The following is a 26,646-nucleotide window of genomic DNA, read 5'->3' as shown; positions in this document are numbered from 1 at the left end:
CTGCGTGTACAGTAACGGCCATAAAAATCATATTCAGGAATCGATTATGACCGTGGCCAAATCTTCGTTCGACATCAGTGCCAACTTCGACAGCGGCAACATCCAAGTCATCGACATCAGCAATCCGCTCAATCCGGTTCTGGCCATTCGTCCGGATACTCGCAGCGCGCATTTCCAGTGGTTTCACTTCAAGGCCAGCGGCCTGCATGTCGGCCAGGAACACTGGTTCCGCCTGAACAATGCCAGCCAATCCACGTACAGCAAGGGCTGGCCCGGTTATCAGGCCGTAGCGTCCTACGATCACGTCAACTGGTTCCGCGTGCCAACTATTTACGAGGGCGACTGCCTGCGCTTTTGCCTCGAGGCCACGCAGACCCATGCCTGGTTCGCCTACTTCGAACCCTATAGCCGTGGCCGTCACGACTGGCTGATCGAGCAGGCGCTGAGCAAGGCCGGCACCGAATTACTGGCGAGCGGTAAAAGTGTCGAAGGTCGCGACATTCAATTGCTGCGCAAAGGCACTGGCGCCGAAGGCCAGCGCAAAATCTGGATCATCGCTCAGCAACATCCCGGCGAGCACATGGCCGAATGGTTCATGGAAGGCGTGATCGAGCGCCTGGAAAGGCACGATGATCCGGTGCTGAACAAGCTGCTCGCCAGTGCCGATCTGTACCTGGTACCGAACATGAATCCGGACGGCGCGTTCCATGGCCATCTGCGCACCAACGCCATGGGCCAGGATTTGAACCGGGCCTGGCAGAACGCCAGCCAGGAGATCAGTCCCGAGGTGCTCTTCGTCCAGCAGCAAATGGAAAAGTACGGCGTCGATCTGTTCCTGGATGCCCATGGCGATGAAACCATTCCTCACGTATTCACCGCCGGCTGCGAAGGCAATCCGGGCTACACGCCGCGTATCGAGAAGCTCGAAGAGCATTTCCGCAATCACCTGAAACACACCACCAAAGATTTCCAGACCAAGTACGGCTACACCCGCGACGAACCGGGTCAGGCCAACATGACCCTGGCGTGCAACAGCGTCGGCCAGAAATACGACTGCCTGTCGCTGACGCTGGAAATGCCGTTCAAGGATCACGACGACCATCCCGACAAGGTCACCGGCTGGTCGGGTAAACGCTCCAAACAGTTGGGTAAAGACGTGCTGACGACCATCGCTGACATGGTTGATACCTTGCGCTGATCCCCTCCTCCGTTCTGTAAAAGATCGCAGCTTGTCTGCGATCTTTTGCTTTTCGCCATTCACCATCTCGCGCAAACAGGTTGCAAAATAAAACCCGAATCAATACCGTACTAAAGGTTTTATTTTGAAACCTAAAAGGATGCGGGAAATGAAACCTCTCAAGAGCGATGCCGTTTTGCTTTTCTCCGTAGCCTGCGGTCTGGCCGTGGGCAATGTGTATTACGCCCAGCCATTGCTGGACGCGATGGCCGAGGCGTTTGCGATGTCGCCGGCAACCATCGGCATCGTCATCACCCTGACGCAAATCGGCTACGGCATCGGACTGGTGCTATTAGTCCCTCTCGGTGATCTGCTCAATCGGCGCCGATTGATCGTTACTCAAACCCTGCTGTCGGCAGCGGCGCTGTTGATGATCGCGCTGGCGCCCAACAGTGCGTGGCTGCTGCTTGGCATGACCTTGACAGGGCTGCTCGCGGTAGTGACGCAGGTCTTGGTAGCTTATGCCGCGACGCTGGCAATCCCGGCACAACGCGGGCGCGTGGTCGGGGTGGTCACCAGCGGCATCGTCGTCGGCATCTTGCTGGCACGCACGGTTGCCGGCGGTATGGCCGATTTGGCTGGGTGGCGAGCGATTTACTTGCTGTCAGCCGGGCTGACACTGTTGATGGCGTTGCTGCTGTTGCGTGTTCTGCCGAAGGATGAGGTCTCGCAACCGACTACGACTTACGCCGCCCTGATCGCCTCAGTATTCAGCCTGTTCAAAGAAGAACCGGTACTGCGCCAACGCGCGATCCTCGCATTGCTGACTTTCGCCAGTGCGATGGTGCTGTGGACGCCGATGGTGCTGCCACTAGCCGCGCCGCCACTGTCCCTGTCGCACAGTGAAATCGGGCTGTTCGGACTCGCCGGTGCTGCGGGTGCACTGGCAGCCGCACGGTCCGGGCATCTGGCTGATCGCGGACTCGGACAATGGGTCAGCGGTCTTTCGCTGTTGCTGATGCTCGCCTCATGGTTGCCGATCGCCCTGACTCAATCCTCGCTGTGGGCATTGCTGCTCGGCGTAATCACCCTGGACTTGGGTCTGCAAGCCGTGCACGTCACCAGCCAGAGCATGATCTACAGCGTGCGCCCCGAAGCGCAAAGCCGTCTCACTGCCGGTTACATGCTGTTCTACTCGATCGGCAGCGCGCTCGGTTCCATCGGCTCGACCGCGATGTACGCGTGGGCCGGCTGGATCGGCGTGTGCCTGCTCGGCGCCGGCATCAACGCCGTGGCGCTGGCGTACTGGTGGCTGACCCTGAAACGTGGCGCATCGCTACGATGCGCCACACAAACGGGTTAGCTGCGATCGCGACCACGCAACATGCTGTCGAGCACCTCGTCGCGGCGGACCCAGCCATGAAACAGCGCCGCCGCCAGGTGCAGCAGCACCGTCAGGAACAGCAGATAGGCCAGATACCCGTGAGCCTTGCGCAGAAACGCGAACAACTGCGCGTCGGCCGGAACGATCGCTGGCAACTGCAACGTTGTGCTGAGCATCACCGGTTCACCAGAAGCGCTGATCATCGCCCAACCGAGCAACGGCAACACCAGCATCAACGCGTAAAGCAGCAGATGGGACGCCTTGGCCGCCAGTACTTGCCAGCCCGGCAGATCGGCGGGCAACGGTGGCTGGCGCGTGGTGAGCCGTACCAGCAAACGCACGATCACCAGCGCCAGAATCGCAATGCCCAACGGTTTGTGCAGATGGATCAGCCATTCATGCCGCTCGGACACCGAGGTGACCATGCCGGCGCCGATAAACAGCATGGCGATGATCATCAGCGCCATCAGCCAGTGCAGCAGCCGCGCCAACAGGGCGAAATGCGTCGGTTGAGTGCTCATGGACGAGCCTCCTGTTTGGCGGCGGGCAACTGACTGACTTCGCTGGTGCGACGCAGATAGGAATTGGCGTAACCGGCGGAACGCGCCGCGAGCAACGGGTCGTCGGAACCTTGAATCCCGGCCGGCAGCACCAGCGGGTCATAGTTGATGTCCCGGCATTCGCCGCTCAATTGCGGCTGGGTCTTTTCCAGCACCAGTGTGCCCGCGTTCAATACTTTGCGCCCGGCCGGCCAAGTCTTGCTGGCGTCGTTCACCGGATCCTCGGGATTGGCCAGAGTGATATTCAACTGAAAACGCAGCGGTGCAGACGACAACCGTTGCACCAGATCTTTCTCGAGAAAATCGCCGCCCTCAGGCGCACTGGCGCCCGCAGCATCGCGCGCCAACGGTGTCATGCTCCAGCGCACGGCCTGTTTTTTACCGCTGGCGTCGACCAGATAAAACGCGTTGACGCTGTTATAGGTTTCGGTGGCATAACTGGCCGACGGTTTGGCCGTCTTCACCCAGGTCAAAAACGGCACGGTTTCCGGGTGCGCGGCGAAGAACGCCGGAACCTTCGCCGGATCAGGTTTACCGGTGGCCGGATCTGGCGATTGCGCCTGTTGCAATTGATAAAACGCCTCAGGCGTACCGACCGGGAACACCGGCATGCTGTTCATCCCGGTGCGCCACTGCTGCCCGTTAACCTGGGTGAACCGCAACGCCAGACTGCGAATCGGCACGCTGCTGTCCGGTGCATAGGGATTGCCCGCCGGCAGCGCAAAACGCCCGACCACTGGAGTCTGCGGCTCGTTGAACACCTGCGCGGTGGAGAATACCCGTGCCTCACCACTGCTTTCGAAATGCCCGATCACGCACACGCCTTTGGCGTGATTACGACGAAACCCAGGATGCACGCCATTGTTCTTCTCCAGCACATCGACCAGCGCCTTTGGCGTCAGGCGTTGTGGGTCGAAGTTACCGTGAACGTAGGCAAACACCCCGGCCACCGCGGCGACTACCACGGCAATGCCGCCCAGACGCAATATCAGGCTCGCGGGACTCAGTGGCGGGCGCTGCGGCCCGCCGGGCGGTGAAGCGTTGGGTGAGGTGCGATCAACCATGAAGGACTCCAGGGCCAATGGCCACAAGTAGGAAGAATCAGCAAGACGCGCCTCGTCCGGGTTTATTCCACACAACGGTATTTATTTTTCCGAACGTGGAATAACCTCCAACGGCGGGCGTCTCCCTAGTCCACAGCGTAGTGACTAGCAGAATTTCATGAGCGAATTCGACGAACAGTTGAGAGAAATCATTCCCAGATTGCGCCGCTTTGCCGTGTCGTTGACGCGCAACAGCAGTAGTGCTGACGATCTGGTGCAGGCCTGTCTGGAGCGTGCCCTGTCGAGTTGGGGCGACAAACGCGCCGACGGCGACTTGCGTGCCTGGCTGTTCGCGATCCTCTATCGGCAGTTTCTCGACGCCCACCGGCGCTCCCGGCGTTATGCGCGAATGCTCGAATTCTTCACCGGTCGCGACGATGCCGAACCCTCGGCGGAGCGCACCGTCATTGCCCAGTCGACCCTGCAAGCCTTCGACCGACTGCCCAGCGAACAGCGCGCGCTGTTGCTCATGGTTTCAGTGGAAGGCCTTTCCTATAAAGAGGTCGCCGAGATTCTCGGCGCCCCGATCGGCACCGTGATGTCGCGCCTGTCCCGCGCCCGCCAGGCCCTGCGCCAACTCAGCGACGGCGAAATCAGCAGCCCTTCTTTGCGGATACTCAAATGATCAGCCTGCCTCCCAACGAGCGTGACCTGCACGCCTATGTCGACCACCAGCTCAGCGACGCCGACCGGCGTGTGCTGGAAACCTGGCTGGCCAGTCACCCGGACGAAGCGGCGCAGGTTCGCGCCTGGCAACAGGATGCCCAGCAACTACGCGCGGCACTCAGCGGCGCGTTGCAGCAACCGGCCAACCCGGCGCTTGACCCGGCGATGATTCGCCAGCGCCGTCAGCGCCAGTCGCGTCGTCATCTGGCCAGTGCTGCGGTGTTGCTGATCGCGGTCAGCCTCGGCGGTTTCAGTGGCTGGCAGGCCCGGGAAATGACCCTCGTGCGCCCGGCCATGTTGCCGATGACCGACGCCTTGCAGGCCTATCGCTTGATTGCCCAGCAAGGCATGTTGCCCGCCGATTACCAGGTCGAGAGTGCCGACGACATGCAGCGCTGGCTCGACCGCTATTTCACCCGGGCCAGTCGCTTGCCCGACCTGAAGGCGGCCGGGTTTGAACCGGTCAGCGGACGCTTGCTCAGCACTGATGAAGGTCCGGCGGCGATGGTGGTGTATGAGGATGGCAGCGGCCACAAAGTGAGTTTCTACGTGCGCCCGCCGGGGCCGAAGAACACCTTTTTGCCCCGTGGCAGCCGCAGTGATGGCGACTTGCAGGCCGAGTACTGGTCGGGCGGCGGGTACAACTACGCGATGGTCAGCCCGGTCGATACACCGGCGGCGCAACAGCTCAAGCAATCACTGCAATTCTGAAAACACCGCTGTTCTATGTAGGAGCTGCGGCACGCTGCGATCTTTTGACCTTGTTCTTAAGGGCAAGATCAAAAGATCGCAGCCTCGTTTCACTCGACAGCTCCTACAAAGGATCGTGTCAGCTCAGAAACCTACGTCCAAAACCACATTGTCCAGATAAGTACCCGCAGGCGGCGTGGTCTGGTCGGTGTAGATCTTCGCGTTGTAGTTGAAGATCTGGCTGCCCGTGCCCAAGCCGTTACCCGGATTGACCTCGGCATCGGTACTCGCCCGCCGCGCCGCGCCGACGCTGCCCCAGCGCGTGGTGCCGGCACTTTTGAAAATGTCGTAGGCCAGATAATTGCTCCCGGAAATCATCCGTCGCCGGCCGCCGACACTCACCGCGTTCTGCCCGTCGCTCAGCCCCACGGTATAGGCACTGCCCTTGGTGCAGGCCAGATTGATGGTTTGCCCGGTCACCGGGGTGAACGCGCTGATCACCGGAGCGCTGGCGAACGCAATGTTCGGCGCAGTAATCGTGCAGTCGTTGGACACCGTCATATTCACCGTCAACGAGGTCGTGCCACTGGCGATGTCGCGCCCAAGACAGATAGAACCAATACCAATCCCCGAGCAGTAATTCCAGTTCCAGAAAATACTCAGGGTCTCGGTGTACACCCCGGCGGCGACGTTGCTGCCAATGGTTGTGCCGAGATACAGCGGCACGGTTTTCGGCGTTGTACCGTTGAGCAGGCCCAAGGCATCGATGATGCCGTTGCGCGCAAAGTCGTAGGCCGTGCCACGAGTCAGCGGGTAGCTGGTGCTGTTGTTGGCGTAGACCGTGTAGTTGATGACATCGCCGGTCGGCCCGACCAGACCACTTTGAGTCGAAGAAACGGTGCCCCAGAAGTGGTCGTTGCTGGTCAGCAGGGACAGCAGCGAACCGGTACAGCTCAAACCTGCATTCAGTGTTGAACTGGGTTGTGAAGTCGTGCGCACGGCGATCGAACTGAGCGTACCGAACGCTGCCGGCGTGGTGCTGACCACCGAGCACGCAGCCTGCGCCGCGCCCGGCAGCATCAGCGCCAGCAACAAAAGCAATCGTGCGTGGATCATTGGCACACCAGCGGGCCAATCAGCGGCACCTGGTCCTGATTCATATCGACGCTGAACTGCGCCTGACAGGTCTTGCCGTCGGCCAGCGTGACCTGCAGCGAGTTCTGCGCCTGCAGGTTTTCCAGATAGACCAGCCCGTCCCAACCGACCACCGTCCGTGTGCCGCTCTGCTCATGCAACACACCCGCGCCCAGCGGCAGTTCGCGCTGTTGCGCGTCGACCAGCACGATGCTCGCAGCAATCACTCGGGCCAGCGGAAACTCCAGCAGATAACCGCTGCCGCGCCTTACAGCGATGCGTTGTTCGACATTGGGACTGCGCACATTGGCCGGCAGATTCAGTGGGTCGATTTCATACTTGCCCCGGTAATAGGCGCTGCTCCACGGCACCAGCAGATGACCGTTCTTGTCGGTCTGACCAACCTGCTGGTTTTCGTAGCGCACCGGAATGTCGGCGAAACCATCGGTGCTGACCACTACAAACGCATCGTCGATGCGGTTGGCGGCGAACACCTGACGGTCCATCCACACCAACGAACCACTGGCATCGGCCCAACGGGTTTCAGCCTCGGAAGTGCCGTAGACACCAGCCTGCAACTGCACCGATTGCAGCCGCCAGGTGACGTCGGCCTGGCGATAATCGGCGCCATCACCCTTGGCGTAGCCGAGGTTGAAACCCACGCCGCCCTCAGTCGGCACCGCACGACTGTATTTGACCCGTTGCTGGCTCTGCCCGGTTTTACTGCGATCGCTGCTGATCGCCAGGGTGCCACGCAGATCGAACGGAATCACCAGTTGCGCCTGCACCGCCCAGTTGCTGTCGCCGATTTCGCGGTTGGCCGACAGGTAAAAACTGCTGTTGCGCCACAGCGGTTTGCTCCAGCTGAGGTTGAGCAGCCGCGTGCGCGAGTCGTCCGCCGCACGAACATCGAAATAACCGGCGCCGAGGCTGCCCCAACGATCAAGGTTAAGGCTTAAGGTCGCCTGTTCGCTGCGTCGACTCAGGCTGATGTAGGAGCTGTCGACCACGGTCAGGTCGGCATATTGATCGTGACGTTGCAGGCGCTGGTAGGAAAAGCTGAAGCGCTGATTGCTGTACTGGTAGCCCAGGCTCAATTGCTGACCGCCCTCGCCGTCGAAGCGGCTTTGACTCAGGGCACTATTGAGTACACCGAAATTACCCAGCCGCAGGTTGCCGCCGAGGCCGCCCAGTGTCAGCGAATCGGCCGCTTCGGCATGGCTTTCCAGGGTAAAACTGTCGCTGACGCCGTAACGCAGGCTGCCGGAGGTGACACCCGAGCCGTAACTGAAGTCCTTCAAGCCGTAGTCGCGGCGCAACGTACCGGCCGCCACGGAAAAATCGCTTAAGCCTTTTTGCAACAACGTGCTGGTGACATAGAACGGCACCGTGGTCGACACCTGCCGACCCAGTGCATCGGTGGTCACCACCACCGCTTCGCCAGCGCCGTTGATGAATGGAATATTGGTCAGCGTATAAGGCCCAGGTTGCAAATCTGCGCTGCTCGACTTGTAGCCATTGATGAACAGGTCCACCGAGGACGGCACTGCTGCTTCACCGGCAAATTGCGGCAACGGATAAGTCACCAGATCCGGGCGTACGGCAAAGTCCCGCGAGAACTGCACGCCGCCCAGACGCACCGAACTGCTCCACGGCAACGCACCGCTAATCACGTCACCGGCCTCGTAGGTGAGCATTCGCTCGTCATCGGAGTAACGCCACGTGGTGTCGTAACGCAGGTAACCGTTGTCCAGCGTGTTAAGCGAGTCACCAGACAACGTACGCCGGTATTGCCCGGTGTTGGACAGCGTGCCCCAGCTGTCGAACAGCCGCACTTCGTTCCACGCCGCCAGGTAAGTGCCGGCATCGTCGGTGTCGTTGAGGTACAGATCGTAGTTGAACAGTGCGCCGAAACTGCTCAGCGCCGGGGTGCGCGGGTAAGCCTGGCGATTGCCGATGAACTGTTCCGGCAACCAGTCCGGCGGCACGTCCAGCAGCAGGCGCTGACCGACACTGTCGTAATCGCTGTGCAGCCCCGCCAGGCTGTCGAGATCGACCTCGGCGCCAAGGCTGTCGGGCAGTTTCATGCCGGTCTCACGCAACGCCGTCACTGGCACGAACAGGCGCCCGTCGCGCTGCTGCACCGCCACCACGCGACCGGTATTCATCTGGTTGACCACCAGTTCCAGAAACAACTGTGCATCACTCACGGCCTCCATGCCGCTCGGTGGCGGCGGCAGATCGCCGGCCCCGGATGGTTGAACAAACATCAGGCAACACGCGCCAGTGATGAGCCACAACGGACGCTGAATACGACGAACCCGTCCTGGGCTCATACCCGTTTTACGTCCGTCAATGGACTGAATCCTCCCTGATACCGCTTTAGCCGACGTCAGATAACTGCGCTACGACTCACTCACTTGGCAGGTGTAATGCTCTGCACCTGCGGCGCGCCGTTCACCCGCACCTGCAACGCCGAATCACCGGCCAACGGCCCCGGTGCCGGCCACCGCATTACCGCCCCCGGCAGCACGTACCCCAGCAGCCCTTCGGCAAGCGGTCTGCTCTGCCCCGCCTGTTTGATTGCCACGTCAGTCAGTCGCGCATGCACCGCGCCCTGATTACGCACTTCCACATAGGGCCGGCCGTCCACGGCCACCGTGCGCCAGCTCAATTGCGGCAGGCCGACACCCTTGGGATCACGCGCGCGGCTGCTGTCTTCCTTGCTCCACAGCCCGGCGCCATAGGCAAACAGCGGCACCGAATAACGCATCTGGAAGCGGATCGCTGCGGCGGTTTTGCCTCCGTCAGCGGTCGCGGGTTGTGCGGAAGGAATTTCGTCAATGATGATCCGATAGGCCAGTTCCTGCCCCGGTGGCACTTCCTTGGTTCGGGTCAGACGCACCAATTGTTTCTGTCCCGGCTCGATTTTCGCCACCGGCGGGCTGCCGATCACGTCGCGCTGGTTCTGGTATTGCTCGGCGAAACCACTCTGGCTCCAGCCAAACACGCGGATCTGCAGATTGGCGGTTTCACTGCCGCGATTCTCCAGCCACAGCGCACTGGCCTGCTGATCAGCCTCCAGCACCGGATCGATCGGCCAGATCAGCACCGAACTCGCCGCGTGTGCCTGACTTGCCCCAAGCATGACCAGCGTCCACATCGCACAGCGCACGAACGAATGCCGTGACGTAACTGACCCCATAAACCTGCTCCTTGTCGGCCATTCAACTTCGCCTTACCACGACAGTTGCACCTGCAACACGTCGCTGTACGTCCCCCCAGGCTGATTGCCCGGCAATTGCACCTGACCGTAAATCGGCAGGCTGATGTTGTTCGCATCGCTGTAGGCCACCGCCACACTCTGGCCGATGCCCAGGCTCTGGCTGTATGCCGCATCGCTAAACAGCGCATACGCCACCCGCGCACTGCCGCTGTTGACCTGCATGTGCCGGCCGCTGTTGTTGTACTGGCCGCCATCAACGCTCATGTTCAGCGTCACGCCCGGCGTGCATTGCAATTGCACCCCACCCGTCAGCGCGACCTGCACGGTGCCGGTGGCCAGTGCCGAACGCGAACCGAAATTCAGCCCGCCATAGTTCGACACCCCGCCCACCACCAGACACCCGGCAGTGACCGTGGCACTGACCTGAAAGCTTTGGCTCGTTGCTGCGGTCAGCGGCAGCGGCGTACTGCCTGCGCAGAGCAGGAGCAGCGCGGCACAGCCATGGCGGCGCATGGCATCAGAACGTCAGTTCTACGGCGACAGTGTCGGTGTACGTCCCCGCCGGCAAACCGGCCTTGCCGACCGCCTGACCGTAGATGTTCACTGTCTGCGCGACACCAGTACTGGCCGCGAGGTTGATCGTCCCGTCAATCGCCAGCAGTTGCGAGTGCCCGGCATCGGTGTACAAGTCGTACGGCACATAATTGGCAACGCCGTCATACAGCGCCCGTGTGCCGCCCGGTGACATGCCGTCATGGGAACCGGCGCGCACCTTGACCGTCGGCGTGGTGCCGCTGGAGCAGAGAATCGACAACGCCCCGCCGCCCCCGCCCAACACCTGCCCGGTGGCGGTAGTGAACAGGCTGTTGGCAGTGCCGAAGTTCAACGCACCGAAGTTCAGCCCGGTGGAACCGCCAGCGCCGTTGACCTGACAGCTGCTAATCAGAATCAGGCTGGAGGTGATCTGGCCAGTGACCGTGGTGGCGGCGTTGGCACCGGAAGCCAGCGCCAGGCCAAGCAACGACAAACCTATCCTTGATGCAAACATACGCATGGTGTCCGTCCTCTACGGGGTTACCAGTCGAGCGTCACCGTCAGGGTGTCGGTATAGACTCCTGCCGGTACCGCACGGGTATTCGCCACCACCGAGCCAAATACCGGAATGGGTATCTGCGCACCGCTGGTGACAGCGAAATTGTGTTGCTGGCCGATGCTGTAACTCCGGGCACCGGAGGGATCGACAAACAGCTGATAAGGAAGAGTCTGGCGGCCGTTGCTCAGGCGCCGGGTATTGCCGTCACCGTGGGTGCCGCCGTCGATGGTGACGGTGAAACCAGTGACCGAGGGATTGCAGGCGACGTTGAGTTTGCCGCTGCTGTCGCCGTCCAGACTGGCCTTGATCGGTGCATTCCAGGTGGGCCCCTGAAGGCCGAAGTCGAGGGTGCCGAGGGCGCTGAGCGGACTGTCGGGTGTGCTGGTATTGGTGACTTCGCAGCCGGCAATCAGGATCAGCCGCGCATTGATCTGCCCGCTGACCGCCGCTTGCGCCTCGTCTGCGAGCAATGCCAGCGTACCTGCTGCCACCACCATCCAGTGTTTACCTGTCATTGCGCCCGTCCCTGCTCCTTTACGCTGACTCGATCACCGCGCTCATCATCGAACGCCTTCCTTGCGCACCCACGTCCAGCGGCTGCCTTGAAACCACGCTCACCAGGTGACCGTCACCTTGACCAAATCCGAATAACGGCTGACCTGCGGCACTTCAGCCAGGCGCTCGATCCGCGCGTACAGTGGCAACTCCACCGTGCCGCTGTCCGGCACCCGCCCACTGACCGGAACATCCACCACCAGCGGCACCCGGCGCGCCGCGTCCTGATACAAGCGGTACGGAATCGGTTTGCTGCCGACCGAACCGGCCATGTAACGGACTTCGCCGACACCGCCATGCAAACCGCCGTCGACGCGCATCTGGTACGGCGTGTCCGGATTACACTCCAGCCGTGGCAGGCGTTGATTGGTCAGCGCCGCTGCCAAAGGCCCGGCCGGGTCATCGAGGCGCGCGGTGCTGCCGAAATCAAGCACACCCAATTGCTCGATGCCAGCCTGCCGCTGCTGGCCGATCAACTGGCAGCCGCGTTGCACATCGACGCGCACTTCGACCTGAAGATCCGCCGAATAGGCAGGCGCAGTGAGCACACCCAACAGCCCCATGACCCCATATACATTCACTGCGCCATTCCTTGTCAGTGATCGCTTGCGACGTCGTTTCTGTGATTGAGGTTAGCAACGGTCGACGATTCCGCCAGTCGATTGGATCCATGGATCGGCCGGGATATGTTTCGAAAGATTGGCAACGGGGCGAGCCATGTCGCTAAAAATGGCTGTACGTGCCGCACAAATTTGTTCAATAACCGCCCATTGTCGACACGTCGCGGTGGCTGGTCATCTCGGCGTCTGGTTACACTACATCGCCGCGCTCCCGGGAGCCGGTTTTGACGAATACGGAGACGCCGACAGTGCCTGCCCACCCGCCGAAACGATCGCGACTGATCCAGCGCTGGCCGGCGTTGCACCGCTGGTTCGGCAAGGGTTTGCCGGCCGGCGCCGGGCATGACGCCAGTGCCCAGTCGATCCGCGATTACTTCCGACACAAGGCCAGCGGTCAGGGCTACACCCTCAGCCACAGCCAGCAGCGCGTCATCGAGTGCATGGCGCAGCAGGCCAGTCTGCTGTTGGCCGCCAGTGGCCGAACCGCGCCAAGCCTGTATCTGTTCGGCGCCGTCGGGCGTGGCAAGAGCTGGCTGCTCGACGGCTTCTTTCAGGCGCTGCCGATCACCCAGAAACGACGCCTGCATTTCCATCAGTTTTTCGCGCAATTGCATCAGGGCATGTTCAGCCATCGCCTGCAGGACGATGCCCTCGAAGTGACTCTCGACGAACTGCTGCAAGATTGTCGGGTGCTGTGTTTCGACGAGTTTCATGTGCATGACATCGGCGATGCCATGCTTATCACCCGGCTGTTCAAGGCGTTGTTCAAACGACGGATTCTGCTGCTGGTGACCTCCAACTATGCGCCTGAAGGTTTGCTGCCCAATCCGCTTTATCACGCCCGCTTCAAACCGGTGATCGAACTGATCAATACGCACATGCAGGTGATGGAAGTCGGCGGCCCGCACGATTACCGCAGCCAGACGCGTCACTCTGCACACCAGATATTCACCCAGGGACATTACGTGTGGCCGGCCACGCCAGCACAACGCACGGCCCTGGATCTCCCGCCTGCAGAGGCACCGGCCGTTGCGCTAACGGTCGGCACCCGGCAGTTTCAGGCGCGGTTTTTTGAGAAGCGGCGGGTCGGTTTTACCTTCAACGATCTGTGCGAACAGCCAACGGCGGTGATGGATTACCTGGAACTGTGTCGCCGTTTCGACCGCTGGATCATCGATGGTCTGCCGGAACTGGCGGAGTGCTCGATCGCCGCGCAACAACGCTTCATCAACCTGATCGACGTGCTGTACGACCAGGACAAGCACCTGACGCTACTCGGTCGTTTGCCCTTGTGCGCTAGCCTGGATGGCAATGCCATTGACCTGGCGCGCACGCGCAGTCGGTTGGGGCAGTTGCAGGAAGTGCACGGGACGATCTGAGCACGCCACTCCCCTGTGGGAGCGAGCCTGCTCGCGAAAGCGCCCTATCAGTCAAAACATCAGCTTCTGACACTCCGCCTTCGCGAGCAGGCTCGCTCCCACCAAGGGCATCTGAAGTTTCGCCACCTAGCCAATTTCAAATCAGGGTATTGCCGTTATCATGTCGGCCATTCCCGGCGCCCCAGCGGCGCGCCCCTGATCAATAGCGAACACCAAACATGCACACCCTTGCTCAATTGCGCGCCGGCGAGTTGTCGGGCATCACTCGACTGGATCTGTCTTGTGGCCTGACCGAATTCCCGCGCGAGATTTTCGATCTGGCCGACACCCTGGAAATCCTCAACCTCAGCGGCAACCAATTGAGCAGCCTGCCGGACGACTTGCATCGCCTGACTCGCCTGCGCGTGTTGTTTTGCTCCGATAACACCTTCACCGAACTGCCCGCCTGCCTCGGCCAGTGCGCGGCCCTGACGATGGTCGGCTTCAGGGCCAATCGCATCGTCAACGTACCCGGTGCCGCCCTGCCGCCTCAGCTGCGCTGGCTGATCCTGACCGACAACTGCATCGAAAGCCTGCCGAGCGAACTTGGCGAGCGCCCTGCCCTGCAAAAACTCATGCTCTCGGGCAACCGTCTGCAAACGCTGCCCCCCTCGCTGAGCAACTGCCATCGACTGGAGTTGCTGCGCGTCTCCGCCAACCGCCTGAGCGAACTGCCGCAATGGCTGCTCAGCCTGCCGAGCCTGACCTGGCTGGCTTATGCCGGTAACCCGCTGGAAACCGAGGCCGACGCCGCCGCACTCGAGGCAACGGCACAGATCCCCTGGTCTGCGCTAAGTCTGGAGCAACGCTTGGGTGAAGGCGCCTCGGGGGTGATTTCCCGGGCGAACTGGCAACGCGCCGATGGCGCAGTGACGCCGGTCGCGGTGAAACTGTACAAAGGTGAAATGACCAGCGACGGTTCGCCACTGCACGAAATGAATGCCTGCATCACTGCTGGCCTGCATCCCAATCTGATCCGCGTCGAGGGTCGCATCAGCGGCCATCCCGACGACCAGCAAGGATTGGTGATGCAGTTGATCGATCCGTCTTTCCGCAACCTCGCTGATCTGCCGAGCCTGGCGTCCTGCTCGCGGGATGTGTACGCCGATGACTGCCGGTTCAGTGCCGAGGTCGCGCTGAACATTGCCAAAGGCATCGCTTCGGCAGCCGAACACTTGCACCGGCAAGGCATCACCCACGGCGATCTGTACGGGCACAACATTCTGTTGAACGAGCGCGGCGATTGCCTGCTCGGGGATTTTGGCGGGGCGTCGTTCCATGCTATTGCCGATACGGCGGAAACGCGCGCGTTGCAACGCATCGAAGTGCGTGCGTTCGGGGTTTTGCTGGGGGAATTGCTGGCGCGCATCGACTCGGGGTTGAGTGATGAGCAGCATGCGGTGCTTGAAGAGCTGGAGCGACGTTGCTGTCAGGCGGATGTGCTGGCGCGGCCGGGGTTTGCTGAAGTTATTGCGGTGTTGCAGGAAAGCTGACTGCTGCGCAGTCAATCGCGGGCAAGCCCGCTCCCACAGTGTCCGGGTCGTTCACAAAATGTGTGGACACCTCTGAACCTGTGGGAGCGGGCTTGCCCGCGATGAGGCCATCACTGACGAAACAGATCAGCCCGCCAGGCCAACAAACATGTCCTGCACGTCATCATGGTTGTCGAGGCCTTCGAGGAACGCTTCAACTTCAGCCATCTGCTCGTCACTCAAGCCGCTGACCGGGTTCTTCGGCTGGTAGCCGAGCTTGGCCGACAGCACGGTGAAACCCTGCTCTGGCAACGCTTTCTGCACCGAATCCAGGTCGGTAGGGTCGGTCAGGAACAGCGTTGCGCCGTCTTCGCCCGGCTCGAAATCCTGAGCACCGGCTTCGATCGCGGCCATTTCCGGATCGGCGTCCGGGGTGTCCGGCGAGGCTTCGATCATGCCGACGTGGTTGAAGTCCCAGGCCACGGAGCCGGAAGCCCCCAGTTGGCCTTTACGGAACGCCACGCGGATTTCGGCGACGGTACGGTTGATGTTGTCGGTCACGCACTCGACGATCAGCGGCACCTGGTGCGGGGCGAACCCTTCGTAGGTCACACGATGGTATTGCACGGTTTCACCGAGCAGACCGGCGCCTTTCTTGATCGCGCGATCGAGGGTTTCTTTTGGCATCGAGGCTTTCTTGGCCTGTTCGACCACCAGACGCAGGTGTGCGTTGGTGGCGGTATCGGCACCGTTGCGGGCAGCGATGGTGATTTCCTTCACCAGTTTGCCGAAGATCTTGCCCTTGGCGTTGGATGCCGCTTCTTTGTGTTTAACCTTCCACTGTGCGCCCATTACTCACTCTCTTGATCTGTGGCGCCGAGACATCTATTGGCCGACGCGTGGCGCCAAGTTTATACGGCCTAAAGTCGGCAATCGACCAAAAAAACGCAATGTGGAATCGACATCTTCACCAGAGCTTGTAGGGGAATTCTGAAAAACGCCTTTGACATGACCATTCAACGCTGCGGTTTCGTACCCTCTCAGGCCCGTATTGCCTGACAGAGCCCGTTCGAATGCTCAATGACAAGGAAAGTCCTTTTACCCTGACCCTGAACGACAGCGGTCTGTGCCTGCCAGTGGTGCGCTTTCACGGCGAGGAAGCGCTCAACCAGCCCTACCGTTTCGATATCGAACTGATCGGTTTGGCCCCCGCCGTGGCGCCGGGCACATTCCTGCACCAACGGGCCTTTCTGCGTCTGGACGACCATCATGGAATCCACGGCGTGATCGACAGTGCCAGTTGCGAACATCGCGGTACGCACCGGATCGGCTATCGCGTGACGGTCGTGCCGCGCTTGCACAGGCTGGCTCAGCCGAGCAAACGGCGAGTGTTCGTGCAACAGAGTGTGCCGCAGATTCTCCAGCAGTTGCTCACGGAAAACGCCCTGCCCGCTGACGGCTACCGGATTGAAATGACTGTCGGCCGCTACCCGATCCGGCCTTTTTGCATCCAGTACGAAGAAAGCGATCTGGCGCTGCTGCACAGGCTTTGCGAGGAGGAAGGCATTCACTACCACTTCGAACACCGGATGGACGGACACGTTGTCGTGTTTGCCGATGACAGCCTCAGTCTGCCGCAAAAGCCGGTACTGGTTCCGTTCAAGGCCTGTGAGCAAACGCCTTCACCCTGCATCGCTTCGCTGTACCAGCATCATCACGCCGCGCCCGTCGCCACGCTGCATGCCGTGCGTAACCGAGGGCAGCGGGCGATCAGCGACGAGGCCGCCAACCACATCACGGCAAATCCCTTGCCGCAGGCATCTTCCCTCGAACAACGACACCACGAACAACGCAGCCGTCGACATCTGGAACGGCAACGCTGCCAGCATCGCACGATCAATGGCCGCAGCGACCGGATCGGCTTGCTCAGTGGACAACTGCTGCAAGTGTCGGCGCATCCGATCAGCCACTTCAACGAACAATGGCGGCTCACCTCGATACGTCATCACGGGCAACATCCGTCGATTCTTGACCCGACCCCACCCCTGCACCGCTACGAAAACGATTTTACCGCCCAGCCCTGGTCAAGCGATTTTCGCCCGGCGCTCAACCAACCGCGTCCAGGCATTGCCGGTTATCACCTGGCGCTGGTGCTGGGACCTGCCGGGCAACCGGCGCAGCTCGATGAACAGGGTCGGGTCGCCGTCAGGCTGTGGCCCTCGGAACATCTGCAAACCCTTGATGACGAGGCGATCTGGCTGCCCATCGCCATGACTCGCGCCAATGGCCGAGTGGCACGGGAGGAACTGCCCTGCGCCGGCAGCGAAGTGTGGGTGAGTTTCCTTGACAGCGACCCCGACCGGCCGATTCTGTGTCTGGGCAACTCACGCAAGCCCACACCTCGCGAACCACCCGCACGTGACAGCCTATTACTCGACTGGCTACTCGACAGCGGCGCACGCTGATCCCTTTGTAAGAGTTGCCGCAGGCTGCGATCTTTTGATTTTGATCTTAAAAACAAGATCGAAAGATCGCAGCCTGCGGCAGCTCCTACATCAACACGCCGTGCTTCAGGCTTTGTCAGCCTTGCCCGCCGCCGCAGCGAATTTCGCCAGGCGCACATCCAGATGCCGAGGACGCCGCCCGTGATCCTCGGCGCGTTCCTTGCGGCGGATGGCGTTGCGCACCATCAACGAACCGAGGTAGCGGATTGGCTCCGGCGGGAAATAACCCAGCGGCCCGTTGACCAGCGGCGAACGGGTCCACGGGTTGTCCAGGCCCTGCACCAACGAAGCAAGAATCTGCCCGCCCATGTGGCACGGGCCGACGCCGCTGCCGGAATAGCCGAAGCCGTAAAACACATTGCCGGCGCTGCTCATCTGGCCGAAGAACGGCAAACCGGTGACCGAGCGATCCGACGGGCCGTTCCAGGTGGCATCGACTTTGACATCGGCAAACGCCGGGAAGAAGTCGGCGAGGCTATTTTTCAGCAGGCCGGCATAAGGCGATGGCTGATCGAAGACCGGCAGCATTCGTCCGCCAAACGCGAAGGTGTTACCACCCTTGCCGAGCATGATTCGGCCGTCCGGGGTGTTGTGGTAGTAGTGCACGAAAATCCGCGAATCGAGCACAGTGACCCCGCTGGTCAGGCCGATCTGCTGTAACAGATCCGGGCGCGGCTCGGTGATCAGCATGTCGCTGGAAACAATCGCCACGCTGCGTTCGAACTGTGGAAAGGCACGGGCCATCCACGCATTCATCGCCAGCACTACGCGATCGGCAACAATACTGCCGTTCGGTGTTTGCAGGCGCGCCGGGCGCCCTTCTTCCAGCCCGGTCATCGCCGTGCTTTCGTAAATATTCACACCCAACTGCAACGCCACCCGACGCAAGCCCCGCACCAGTTTGCCCGGTTGCACACTGGCCGCTGCCGGCGAGAACCAGCCTTCCAGATGCTTGCTCGAACCGGCCATGCGCTGCACATCGGCCAGCGGGCGCTGGGTGAACGAGTTGATGCCGTTGCGCTCCAGTGCGGCAATCACCGCGTCGGTCGAACCGACTTGCGCGCGGTTGGTCGCGGTGTACAGCGTGCCGTCGAGGCGGTAGTCGGCATCGACGCCGTACTGCTCACAAAACTCACCGATCGCATGGATGCTGCGTTCCGATTCCTTGACCAGACGCACCGCTTCTTCGACGCCAAACAGGCGCTCAAGGGTGAAATATTTCGCCGACCACGACAGCGCACATCCGCCATTACGCCCACTGGCGCCGGCGCCGCAGATGTCCGCTTCGATCAGCAAGACATCAAGTTCGGGGTTTTGTTGCTTGAGCATGATCGCCGTCCACAACCCGGTATACCCGCCGCCGACGATGCACACATCGGCGCGGACTTCGCCTTGCAACGGCGGGCAGGTTTGCGAGGTGTCGGCCTGCAAGGCCTGCTCCAGCCAAAACGGTCTCATGGGGTTTCTCCAAGTCAGATGGCCACGACCCAGCCTGCCGCGAGCGTCGCAGCAGGCCACGAGGCAAGGGTTTCAGGAACGCAGGGGTTTGATCGTCAGCGGGCAATTGGGGATAGAGGCGCGCGGTTCCATCACGCCAACCGGGCGGCTGTTCCAGTGCGGAATCAGCACCAGCGCCGAGAACAGCGCGCAACCGGCGAAGACGATAAACACCGTCACCGAGTCGAAGTAACCCGGCAGCAAACCGCCGAGCACCGCGCCAACCGAGCCGCAGCCGTTGACGAAACCGGCCGCCGTGGCGCCGGCCTTGGCTTTGCCGAAGTCGATCGCGGCGGCACCGCTGATCATCGAGTCCGGCCCATACAAAGTCAGGCCCATGACGAACAGCAGCGCGACCACCAGCAACACACTGCCGGTGTGCAACGCGGCCATAAACAGCGCCAGCGTCACGGTCAACGCCAACAGGCTCAACACGCAGGCCGGCATCCGACGGGCGCCGAAGAGTTTGTCCGAAGCCAGACCGATGAGGATCGGCCCGAGCAACCCGGCCAGTTCGAATGAGGTGGGAATGATCGCCGCGCCGACCTTGCCGACACTGGGCATCTGTTCAAAGACAATCACCGGGCCCCACAACAGAATCGCGTAACGCGCCGGTTTCAACATGAAATACGCCAGGCCCAATACCAGCACCGTGCGGTTACGCAGGATTTCCTTCAAGGGCTCCCAGACGCTGAGTTTGCTGTTGGCTTCGGTTTCTTCCGCCGTCAGTTCAGGCTCCGGCTCGACCGCCGGCAAGCCGACGTCTTCCGGCTTGTTGCGCTGGAAGATAAAGAACAACACCGCCACGACGGCAACCACCACCGCACTGGAAATGAACGCCGCGTGCCAGGTGCCCATCAACGTATACGCCCACCAGCCGGCGAACGGCGACGCTACCAGACCACCAAACGCGTAGCAGGAACTCCATAATCCGAGCACTCGCCCGCGTTGTTGGGAAGGGAAAAAACTGCCGAGGTTTTTGCACAGCCCCGACCATCCAGTGGACTGCGCCAACCCCTGTATCAACATGCAGGTGGCGAAGATCGGCAACGTCGCGTAACTGCCCATCACCAGCGCCGCTGCGGCGGAAATCAGCAAGCCGCCGAGCACCACGACCCGTGGGCCAAAGCGGTCAGCGAGCATGCCCCAAGTGAACTGGCCGAGGGCATAAGCCGCCAGATAAATCGCATCGAGGTTGGCCATGGCCATCTTGTCGAGCATGAAGGTAGGGTCTTCGGCGATGCCCAGTTTGGCCACCGAAAACGCTTTGCGGGTGAAATAGAAAGCGGCGTACGCAAGCCAGGTAATCGCGAAAATCTGCACGCGCCAACGCGCAATGGTGCCGATGTGCTTGTTCATGGTGGTTCTGACCTCAGGGTGTGAGTGTGCCGGCAGAATCGTTAAGAAAAACGCCTGTGTTTTTATTGTTGAGCACTGCGATATCACCCCGTCCCTGTGGCGATATCGGTCAGATGAGTCCTGTTGTTGCACGCACAGGCTCATGGCTACCGTGCGGCCCGAGCGGGCAGTCAGCGATGGCGTGAGCCGATCAAAGCAATTACTGTTTAATAAATAAAATCGATTTATCGTATTTCACACATAAGCTCAGCTTGTTACTGACTAAGCGATCAGGTGACTTCATGTCGGTGTCCCACGCCCAACTCAAAGCCTTCCACGCCGTGGCCGTGCATGGAAGCTTCACCAAAGCCGCCGAGCGCCTTTTTCTCACGCAACCGGCGATATCCGACCAAGTGCGCAAACTCGAAGAGCGTTTCGGCGTTTTGCTGTTTCACCGCAATAAACGTTCCGTACGCCTGACTGACTTGGGCGAACGCTTGCTGGCGATCACCCAGCGCCTGTTTGTGATTGAAGCCGAAGCACAGGAACTGTTGCAGGAATCCCAGGCCTTGCAGACCGGCAGCCTGATTCTGGCAGTGGATGCGCCGGTCCACGTGCTGCCGCAGATCGCGCGCTTCTGTGAGCGCTATCCGGGAATCAGCGTGAAGATCGAGACCGGCAACACCGATGAATCGTTATTTCGCCTGTTCAACTATCAGGCCGATCTGGCGTTGCTTGGCCGCGATGTCAGTGATGAACGCTTGCTGTGTGTGCCGCTGCGCAATGATCCGATGGTCGCGTTCGTGTCGCGCCATCATCCGTGGGCCGAGCGTGAATCGATCTGCCTGGCAGACCTGGATGACACGCCGCTGGTGTTGCGTGAACACGGTTCGGTAACGCGGCAGACGCTGGAAGAGGAAATGGCCCGGGCCGGATTTCGCATTCGTCCGGCGATTCAGGTCGAGGGCCGGGAAGCGGCGCGTGAGGCGGTGGTGGTCGGGATTGGCGTTGGCGTGGTGTCGGCCGCGGAATTTGGCGCCGATTCGCGGGTGTGTGCGTTGCCGATTGTCGACTGCACCCGACGGTTGACGGAGACGCTGGTGTGTTTGCGCGAGCAAAGCAATCGACGGGTGGTGGCGACCTTCCTCGATATGGTCCGCGACAGCCTCCCCGGTTCCTGATCGTTCCCACGCTCTGCGTGGAAACGCCTCAACGGACGCTCCGCGTTCGGCTTTGGATGGGACGCAGAGCGTCCCAGGCTGCATTCCCACGCAGAGCGTGGGAACGATCACGGGGCGGTTGGCGCCAGGCCAAAGAACGCCTGAATCAAGCGCAACTCCCGTCGCCGCTCCATGCAGCCGATCATGTGCCGATTGACCAGCCCTGCCCCGACAATCGGAATCGCCACCACCCGCGGATCATGGCTGACCTCCACCGATGACACCACGCCAACGCCCAACTCGGCCGCCACCGCTTCGGTCACCGCCTCACGGCTGTCCAGTTCCAGCAACACGCGAGGATGGATCGACGCCTGCGCACAGGCCTCATCAAATGTACGCCGGGTGATCGAACTCGGTTCGCGCAGCACCATGATCACCTGATCCAGATCCTTGAGTTTCACTTCCCCGGCGCGCATCGCCCACGGGTGCCCTGCCGGCACCAACGCGCAAATCCGTGATTCGCTCAATGCCTGCAGGTGCAGGCCTTTGCGCGGCTCCACTTCGGTCAACACCGCCACATCGGCGTGTTCCGACAACAATGCAGCGAGGGTTTCCTGGGCATTGCCCAAGCGCAGGTTCACCGTAATTCCCGGGTACCGCGCGCGCAGGCTCGCCAACATTGGCATGACCATATGCGGCCCGTCCGCCGCCACTTCCAGTCGCCCGGTGAGTAATTGCCGGTTGGCCTCGAGCATCGTCTGCGCCTCTTCCGCCAGGCCGAACATCGCGCGGGTGATCGCCGCGAGTTTGGTGCCCTCCTCGGTCAGTTCCACCCGTCGCGCGGTGCGCCGCAACAGGGTGATCTGGTAGTGCTCTTCCAGCGCCTTGATGTGCCCGGTAACCGCCGGCTGACTGATGAACAAGCGCGCGGCGGCACGGGTGAAGCTGCCTTCGCGGGCCACGGCGTCGAAGGCGCGGAGCTGGAACAGGTTCATGGATAACTCTCACTGATGGCTGGCATAACAACAAACAATTTGATTGATGCAACGGCGAATTGCAACGTATGCCCCGTAGCTTCATCCCACAGCGCTATCCGAGGACACACGAATGAGTATTGCCGAACCCATCCTGCTCACTCCCGGCCCGTTGACCACTTCGGCCCGCACCCGCCAGGCGATGATGGTCGACTGGGGGTCATGGGATGACCGCTTCAATCAACTGACTGCCAGCCTTTGCGAACAACTGCTGGCGATCCTCAACGGCGCCGCCACTCACCACTGCGTACCCTTACAGGGCAGCGGCACCTTCGCCGTCGAAGCAGCGATCGGCACATTGGTGCCGCGTGACGGCAAAGTCCTGGTGCTGATCAACGGCGCCTACGGCAAGCGTCTGGCGAAGATTTGCGAAGTGCTCGGCCGCTCGTTCAGCACCTTCGAAACCGCTGAAGATGAACCGACCACCGCCGCCGACGTCGACCGCTTGCTGCGCGCCGACAGCAATATTACCCACGTCGCCCTGATCCACTGCGAAACCAGCACCGGGATTCTCAATCCGCTGCCGGAGATTGCCCAGGTCGTTGAGCAACACGGCAAACGCCTGATCATCGACGCCATGAGTTCCTTTGGCGCTCTGCCGGTGGACGCGCAGAAAGTGCCGTTCGACGCGCTGATCGCCGCTTCCGGCAAATGCCTGGAAGGCGTGCCGGGGATGGGTTTTGTCTTCGCTCGCAAAGAGTCTTTGGCCGCAGCCGCTGGCAATTCGCACTCGCTGGCGATGGACCTGTACGACCAGCACGCTTACATGATGAAAACCGGTCAATGGCGCTTCACCCCGCCGACCCACGTGGTCGCGGCGCTGCATGAAGCGCTGCTGCAATACAACGAAGAAGGTGGCCTGCCGGCACGCCATGCGCGTTATGCCGCCAACTGCCAGGCGCTGATGGACGAGATGGGCAAACTCGGTTTGCGCAGCTTCCTGCCGGCGGCAATTCAGGCGCCGATCATTGCTACGTTCCATGCGCCGCAAGATCCGCGCTACCAGTTCAAGGATTTCTACGAACGCGTGAAGGCCAAGGGTTACATCCTTTATCCGGGCAAATTGACTCAGGTCGAGACCTTCCGCGTCGGCTGCATCGGTCACGTCAGTCCGGGCGAAATGCGCCAGGCCGTTGCAGCGATCGGCGAAGTGCTGCGCGAGATGGAAGTGTTAGAAATCTAACCCACACCAAAAATCCCCCTGTAGGAGTGAGCCTGCTCGCGATGAGGCCGTGCCAGTCGACGAAGATGTTGAATGATCAACCGCTATCGCGAGCAGGCTCACTCCTACATTTGAATTGCATTGCCAACTCAGGAATTTGATCAACATGAACTACGTCAACCCAAACAAGCTGCAAGCCGCGATCCTCGACTGGGCCGGCACCGTGGTCGATTTCGGCTCGTTCGCGCCGACGCAGATCTTCGTCGAAGCCTTCGCCGAGTTCGACGTGCAGGTCTCCATCGAAGAAGCGCGTGGCCCGATGGGCATGGGCAAGTGGGACCACATCCGCACCCTCTGCGATCAGCCGCAAGTGGCCGAGCGTTATCGCAAGGCGTTCGGCCGCACGCCGACCGACGATGACGTCACCGCCATCTACAACCGCTTCATGCCGCTGCAGATCGAGAAGATCGCCGAACACTCGGCGCTGATTCCCGGCGCACTGGAAACCATCGCCAATCTGCGTCAGCAAGGCATCAAGATCGGCTCCTGTTCCGGCTACCCGAAGCAGGTGATGGACAAGGTCGTCGAGCTGGCCGCCACCAACGGCTACGTCGCCGACCACGTGGTTGCCACCGACGAAGTGCCAAATGGCCGTCCGTGGCCGGCTCAGGCGCTGGCCAACGTGATCGCGCTGGGCATCGACGATGTCGCAGCGTGCGTGAAGATCGACGACACCGTGCCGGGCATTCTCGAAGGCCGCCGCGCCGGAATGTGGACCGTGGCGCTGATCTGCTCAGGCAACGCGTTGGGTCTGGACTACGAAGGGTTCCGTGCCTTGGGCAGCGATGAACTGGCCAGCGAGCGCAAACGCATTCACGCGCTGTTCGAAGGCTCGCGCCCGCATTACATGATCGACACCATTACCGATTTGCCGGAAGTCATCGCCGACATCAACAAGCGTCTGGCCAACGGTGAAATGCCGCAATCGAGCTGATCCCTGCCGCTTGCTGCAAAGAAAAACGCCAGTGTCTGCACGACGCTGGCGTTTTTTATTGGCAAGCCCTGACTCAGAGCATTGAAAGTCCGATCAGCCTCAGGCAAATCCGCCAAAGCGGATTACAGTTAAAGCATGCCGTCGGCCAAGAACGGCAGGTTTGAACCCTGATCTGTGAGGAAACACCGTATGCCGTGGACAAGTTCCGAATCCCGCTACAGCACCGTCTCGGTCCTGTTGCACTGGCTGATGCTGGTCCTGTTGGTGCTGGTGTACGCCAGCATGGAGTTGCGCGGTCTGTTTCCCAAAGGCAGTGGCGGGCGCACGCTGATCCGCGAAGTGCATTACATGCTCGGCCTGACCGTGTTTGTGCTGGTGTGGTTTCGCCTGCTCGCGCGCAGCATTGGTCCGGCGCCAAAAATCTTCCCCGCCTCACCGCAATGGCAAACCGTGCTGGCGCGGCTGATGCACTGGGCGTTGTACCTGTTCATGATCAGCATGCCGATCCTGGGCTGGCTGATCACCAGCGCCGAAGGACATCAGGTGATGTTCTATGGTTTTGACCTGCCGCTGTTGGTCGCGGAAAACAAAGATTTCGCCAAGCAGGTTGAGGGCTGGCATGTGCTGATTGCCACGATCGGCTACTGGTTGATCGGCCTGCATGCACTGGCGGGGATTTATCACCACTATGTGGTGGGCGATAACACGCTGCTGCGGATGATGCCCAAGCGCGGCTGAATATCAGCGGCTGGCGCTAAACCCACGCCGGCCCTGCAAGCCTCCGGTGTGGATGAAGATCAGCCGCGTGCCGGGCGCGAACCTGCCTGCCTCGACCTGTTGCTTGAGTGCCAGCAACGCCTTGCCGGTGTACAACGGCTCCAGTGGGACGCCGCTGGCCTGCTGGGTCTGGTCAATGAACGCGAGCAGCAGCGGATCAACCTTGGCAAAACCGCCACGGCTGGCATCGATCAACTCATAGTCGGCAGTGGCCAGTCCAGCTGACCGCATAATCGACTCGACCTGCGGCGCCACGCCGTGATCCTCAGGGACTGCCAACGCGCCATAGACTCGGTGCGCACCCGCCTCGGCGAGGACCAGTCCGGCGAGTGTCGTCCCGGTGCCGCAGGCCAGCCACCAACCGTGATAGTCGCTCCAGCCCAGCGTAGGCAATTGCGCTTGCGCCTGTTCCTTGATGGCTGCACAACCGAGCGCCCCTGCAAGTCCACCTCCACCCTCGGGAACCGCTTGCAGATTGGGGTATTGCTCGTGCCAGGGTTGCCAGAATCCCGGCTCGTTGCGCGCGCGATAACCGTCATAACCCAACCAATGCAATTGCATGCCGCACGCCTGCAGATCCAGCACCGTGGGAGTTTCCTGCGCATGCCCGCGCAACAGCCCCACGGTTTTGAACCCGAGCCGTTGCCCCGCCGCTGCCAACGCGTGCAGATGATTGGAATGCGCACCACCGAGACTGATGATGCCCTCGGCACCCATACGGTCGGCGGCTTTGAGGTGTTCGACGAGTTTGAACCATTTGTTGCCGCTGATCAGCGGGTCGATCTGGTCGAGGCGCAGGATGGCCATTTCAATGCCGGCGGTTGCGAGCCAGTCGAGGTGAAGGTGTTCGAGAGGGGCTTGGGGTAGCCAATCGGTGGGAGGCAAAAGCATGGGCGACGATTCGATCTGGACAGAGCCAGCATTCTAGTCGCTCACAAGCCGCCATCGCGAGCAGGCTCACTGTATGTGTAAATGACACAAAACCTGTGGGAGCGAGCCTGCTCGCGAAGGCGTCGTATCAATCGACATTTGCATCGGTTGACACACCGTTTTCGCGAGCAGGCTCGCTCCCACAGGTTCAG

Annotated in this window: 25 protein-coding genes; 11 read left to right on the top strand and 14 right to left on the bottom strand. The window is 61.1% G+C overall.

Going from position 1 to position 26,646, the window contains the following annotated elements; all coding sequences use genetic code 11:
• Positions 1-46 precede the first annotated feature (46 nt).
• Together CKW14_RS01460 and CKW14_RS01455 are read left to right on the top strand one after the other, a co-directional pair.
• Complete coding sequence (locus tag CKW14_RS01460) at positions 47-1,198, top strand: M14-type cytosolic carboxypeptidase (RefSeq protein ID WP_095124466.1); 1,152 nt, start codon at positions 47-49, stop codon at positions 1,196-1,198.
• A gap of 148 nt (positions 1,199-1,346) precedes the next feature.
• The gene (locus tag CKW14_RS01455; RefSeq protein ID WP_095124465.1) at positions 1,347-2,540 is read left to right on the top strand and encodes an MFS transporter; all 1,194 of its coding nucleotides are present in this window, start codon (positions 1,347-1,349) and stop codon (positions 2,538-2,540) included.
• Here the strand turns inward: CKW14_RS01455 and CKW14_RS01450 are convergent.
• Both CKW14_RS01450 and CKW14_RS01445 read right to left on the bottom strand, forming a co-directional pair.
• On the bottom strand, positions 2,537-3,082 hold the full coding sequence (locus CKW14_RS01450; protein WP_093434126.1) for a cytochrome b: 546 nt from the start codon (positions 3,080-3,082) through the stop codon (positions 2,537-2,539). The genes CKW14_RS01455 and CKW14_RS01450 overlap by 4 nt on opposite strands.
• The gene (locus CKW14_RS01445; RefSeq protein WP_095124464.1) at positions 3,079-4,185 is read right to left on the bottom strand and encodes a catalase family peroxidase; all 1,107 of its coding nucleotides are present in this window, start codon (positions 4,183-4,185) and stop codon (positions 3,079-3,081) included. The genes CKW14_RS01450 and CKW14_RS01445 overlap by 4 nt, the downstream gene beginning before the upstream one ends.
• A gap of 157 nt (positions 4,186-4,342) precedes the next feature.
• Here CKW14_RS01445 and CKW14_RS01440 point away from each other — a divergent pair, with 157 nt between their 5' ends.
• Entirely contained in the window at positions 4,343-4,849 is a 507-nt protein-coding gene (locus CKW14_RS01440) for a sigma-70 family RNA polymerase sigma factor (protein WP_095124463.1), read from the top strand.
• Complete coding sequence (locus tag CKW14_RS01435; protein WP_095124462.1) at positions 4,846-5,601, top strand: anti-sigma factor; 756 nt, start codon at positions 4,846-4,848, stop codon at positions 5,599-5,601. Before CKW14_RS01440 ends, CKW14_RS01435 begins: the two co-directional genes overlap by 4 nt.
• A gap of 123 nt (positions 5,602-5,724) precedes the next feature.
• On the opposite strand, the gene CKW14_RS01430 is transcribed toward CKW14_RS01435, so the two are convergent.
• The 7 genes from CKW14_RS01430 to CKW14_RS01400 form a co-directional block, all read right to left on the bottom strand.
• On the bottom strand, positions 5,725-6,696 hold the full coding sequence (locus CKW14_RS01430; protein ID WP_095124461.1) for a spore coat U domain-containing protein: 972 nt from the start codon (positions 6,694-6,696) through the stop codon (positions 5,725-5,727).
• Positions 6,693-9,050, bottom strand: a complete 2,358-nt coding sequence (locus CKW14_RS01425) for a fimbria/pilus outer membrane usher protein (protein ID WP_095124460.1) — start codon at positions 9,048-9,050, stop codon at positions 6,693-6,695. Before CKW14_RS01425 ends, CKW14_RS01430 begins: the two co-directional genes overlap by 4 nt.
• Before the next feature lie 80 nt (positions 9,051-9,130).
• Positions 9,131-9,919 carry a molecular chaperone gene (locus CKW14_RS01420; protein ID WP_095124459.1) on the bottom strand — a complete coding sequence of 263 codons (789 nt, stop codon included), beginning with the start codon at positions 9,917-9,919 and terminating at the stop codon, positions 9,131-9,133.
• A 33-nt stretch (positions 9,920-9,952) separates the two neighbouring features.
• Positions 9,953-10,453 (bottom strand): spore coat U domain-containing protein, encoded by a 501-nt coding sequence (locus tag CKW14_RS01415; protein WP_095124458.1) that lies wholly within the window; start codon positions 10,451-10,453, stop codon positions 9,953-9,955.
• A 4-nt stretch (positions 10,454-10,457) separates the two neighbouring features.
• The gene (locus tag CKW14_RS01410) at positions 10,458-10,994 is read right to left on the bottom strand and encodes a spore coat U domain-containing protein (RefSeq protein WP_095124457.1); all 537 of its coding nucleotides are present in this window, start codon (positions 10,992-10,994) and stop codon (positions 10,458-10,460) included.
• A gap of 20 nt (positions 10,995-11,014) precedes the next feature.
• Positions 11,015-11,548, bottom strand: coding sequence for a spore coat U domain-containing protein (locus tag CKW14_RS01405; RefSeq protein WP_095050797.1), 534 nt, complete (start codon positions 11,546-11,548; stop codon positions 11,015-11,017).
• Positions 11,549-11,647: 99 nt separating this feature from the next.
• On the bottom strand, positions 11,648-12,151 hold the full coding sequence (locus CKW14_RS01400; protein WP_176471249.1) for a spore coat U domain-containing protein: 504 nt from the start codon (positions 12,149-12,151) through the stop codon (positions 11,648-11,650).
• Between the two features lie 305 nt (positions 12,152-12,456).
• Here CKW14_RS01400 and zapE point away from each other — a divergent pair, with 305 nt between their 5' ends.
• Both zapE and CKW14_RS01390 read left to right on the top strand, forming a co-directional pair.
• On the top strand, positions 12,457-13,587 hold the full coding sequence (zapE, locus tag CKW14_RS01395; RefSeq protein ID WP_095050799.1) for a cell division protein ZapE: 1,131 nt from the start codon (positions 12,457-12,459) through the stop codon (positions 13,585-13,587).
• Between the two features lie 218 nt (positions 13,588-13,805).
• Positions 13,806-15,119: a leucine-rich repeat-containing protein kinase family protein gene (locus CKW14_RS01390; RefSeq protein WP_095124456.1), complete on the top strand. Its 1,314-nt coding sequence runs from the start codon at positions 13,806-13,808 to the stop codon at positions 15,117-15,119.
• A 126-nt stretch (positions 15,120-15,245) separates the two neighbouring features.
• Here the strand turns inward: CKW14_RS01390 and CKW14_RS01385 are convergent, their stop codons facing one another.
• On the bottom strand, positions 15,246-15,950 hold the full coding sequence (locus CKW14_RS01385; RefSeq protein WP_016983911.1) for a YebC/PmpR family DNA-binding transcriptional regulator: 705 nt from the start codon (positions 15,948-15,950) through the stop codon (positions 15,246-15,248).
• Between the two features lie 221 nt (positions 15,951-16,171).
• Between CKW14_RS01385 and CKW14_RS01380 the strand changes: the two genes are divergently transcribed.
• Positions 16,172-17,563 (top strand): type VI secretion system Vgr family protein, encoded by a 1,392-nt coding sequence (locus CKW14_RS01380; protein ID WP_095124455.1) that lies wholly within the window; start codon positions 16,172-16,174, stop codon positions 17,561-17,563.
• Positions 17,564-17,668: 105 nt separating this feature from the next.
• On the opposite strand, the gene CKW14_RS01375 is transcribed toward CKW14_RS01380, so the two are convergent.
• Both CKW14_RS01375 and CKW14_RS01370 read right to left on the bottom strand, forming a co-directional pair.
• Positions 17,669-19,060, bottom strand: a complete 1,392-nt coding sequence (locus CKW14_RS01375) for an FAD-dependent oxidoreductase (protein ID WP_095050802.1) — start codon at positions 19,058-19,060, stop codon at positions 17,669-17,671.
• Positions 19,061-19,132: 72 nt separating this feature from the next.
• A complete protein-coding gene (locus CKW14_RS01370) occupies positions 19,133-20,458 on the bottom strand; it encodes an MFS transporter (RefSeq protein ID WP_095050803.1) in 1,326 nt (441 codons plus the stop codon).
• Positions 20,459-20,739: 281 nt separating this feature from the next.
• Here CKW14_RS01370 and CKW14_RS01365 point away from each other — a divergent pair, with 281 nt between their 5' ends.
• Positions 20,740-21,618 carry a LysR family transcriptional regulator gene (locus tag CKW14_RS01365; protein WP_095050804.1) on the top strand — a complete coding sequence of 293 codons (879 nt, stop codon included), beginning with the start codon at positions 20,740-20,742 and terminating at the stop codon, positions 21,616-21,618.
• Positions 21,619-21,725: 107 nt separating this feature from the next.
• Here CKW14_RS01365 and CKW14_RS01360 read toward each other — a convergent pair whose 3' ends face one another.
• The gene (locus CKW14_RS01360) at positions 21,726-22,592 is read right to left on the bottom strand and encodes a LysR substrate-binding domain-containing protein (protein WP_095124454.1); all 867 of its coding nucleotides are present in this window, start codon (positions 22,590-22,592) and stop codon (positions 21,726-21,728) included.
• 112 nt (positions 22,593-22,704) lie between these two features.
• On the opposite strand from CKW14_RS01360, the gene CKW14_RS01355 reads away from it, so the two are divergent.
• The 3 genes from CKW14_RS01355 (at position 22,705) to CKW14_RS01345 (ending at position 25,525) form a co-directional block, all read left to right on the top strand.
• Positions 22,705-23,814 carry a 2-aminoethylphosphonate--pyruvate transaminase gene (locus CKW14_RS01355; RefSeq protein ID WP_095050806.1) on the top strand — a complete coding sequence of 370 codons (1,110 nt, stop codon included), beginning with the start codon at positions 22,705-22,707 and terminating at the stop codon, positions 23,812-23,814.
• A gap of 145 nt (positions 23,815-23,959) precedes the next feature.
• Positions 23,960-24,787, top strand: a complete 828-nt coding sequence (phnX, locus tag CKW14_RS01350) for a phosphonoacetaldehyde hydrolase (protein ID WP_095050807.1) — start codon at positions 23,960-23,962, stop codon at positions 24,785-24,787.
• Positions 24,788-24,976: 189 nt separating this feature from the next.
• A complete protein-coding gene (locus CKW14_RS01345) occupies positions 24,977-25,525 on the top strand; it encodes a cytochrome b (RefSeq protein WP_095050808.1) in 549 nt (182 codons plus the stop codon).
• A 3-nt stretch (positions 25,526-25,528) separates the two neighbouring features.
• On the opposite strand, the gene CKW14_RS01340 is transcribed toward CKW14_RS01345, so the two are convergent.
• Complete coding sequence (locus tag CKW14_RS01340; protein WP_095124453.1) at positions 25,529-26,455, bottom strand: 1-aminocyclopropane-1-carboxylate deaminase/D-cysteine desulfhydrase; 927 nt, start codon at positions 26,453-26,455, stop codon at positions 25,529-25,531.
• Positions 26,456-26,646: the final 191 nt, after the last annotated feature.

Origin of the sequence: Pseudomonas sp. Irchel s3a12, assembly GCF_900187485.1 — a bacterium.
Taxonomy (GTDB): Bacteria; Pseudomonadota; Gammaproteobacteria; order Pseudomonadales; family Pseudomonadaceae; genus Aquipseudomonas; species Aquipseudomonas neuropathica.
The sequence above is the reverse complement of the archived record's forward strand: the minus strand, read 5'-3'. Positions and strand labels throughout refer to the sequence as shown.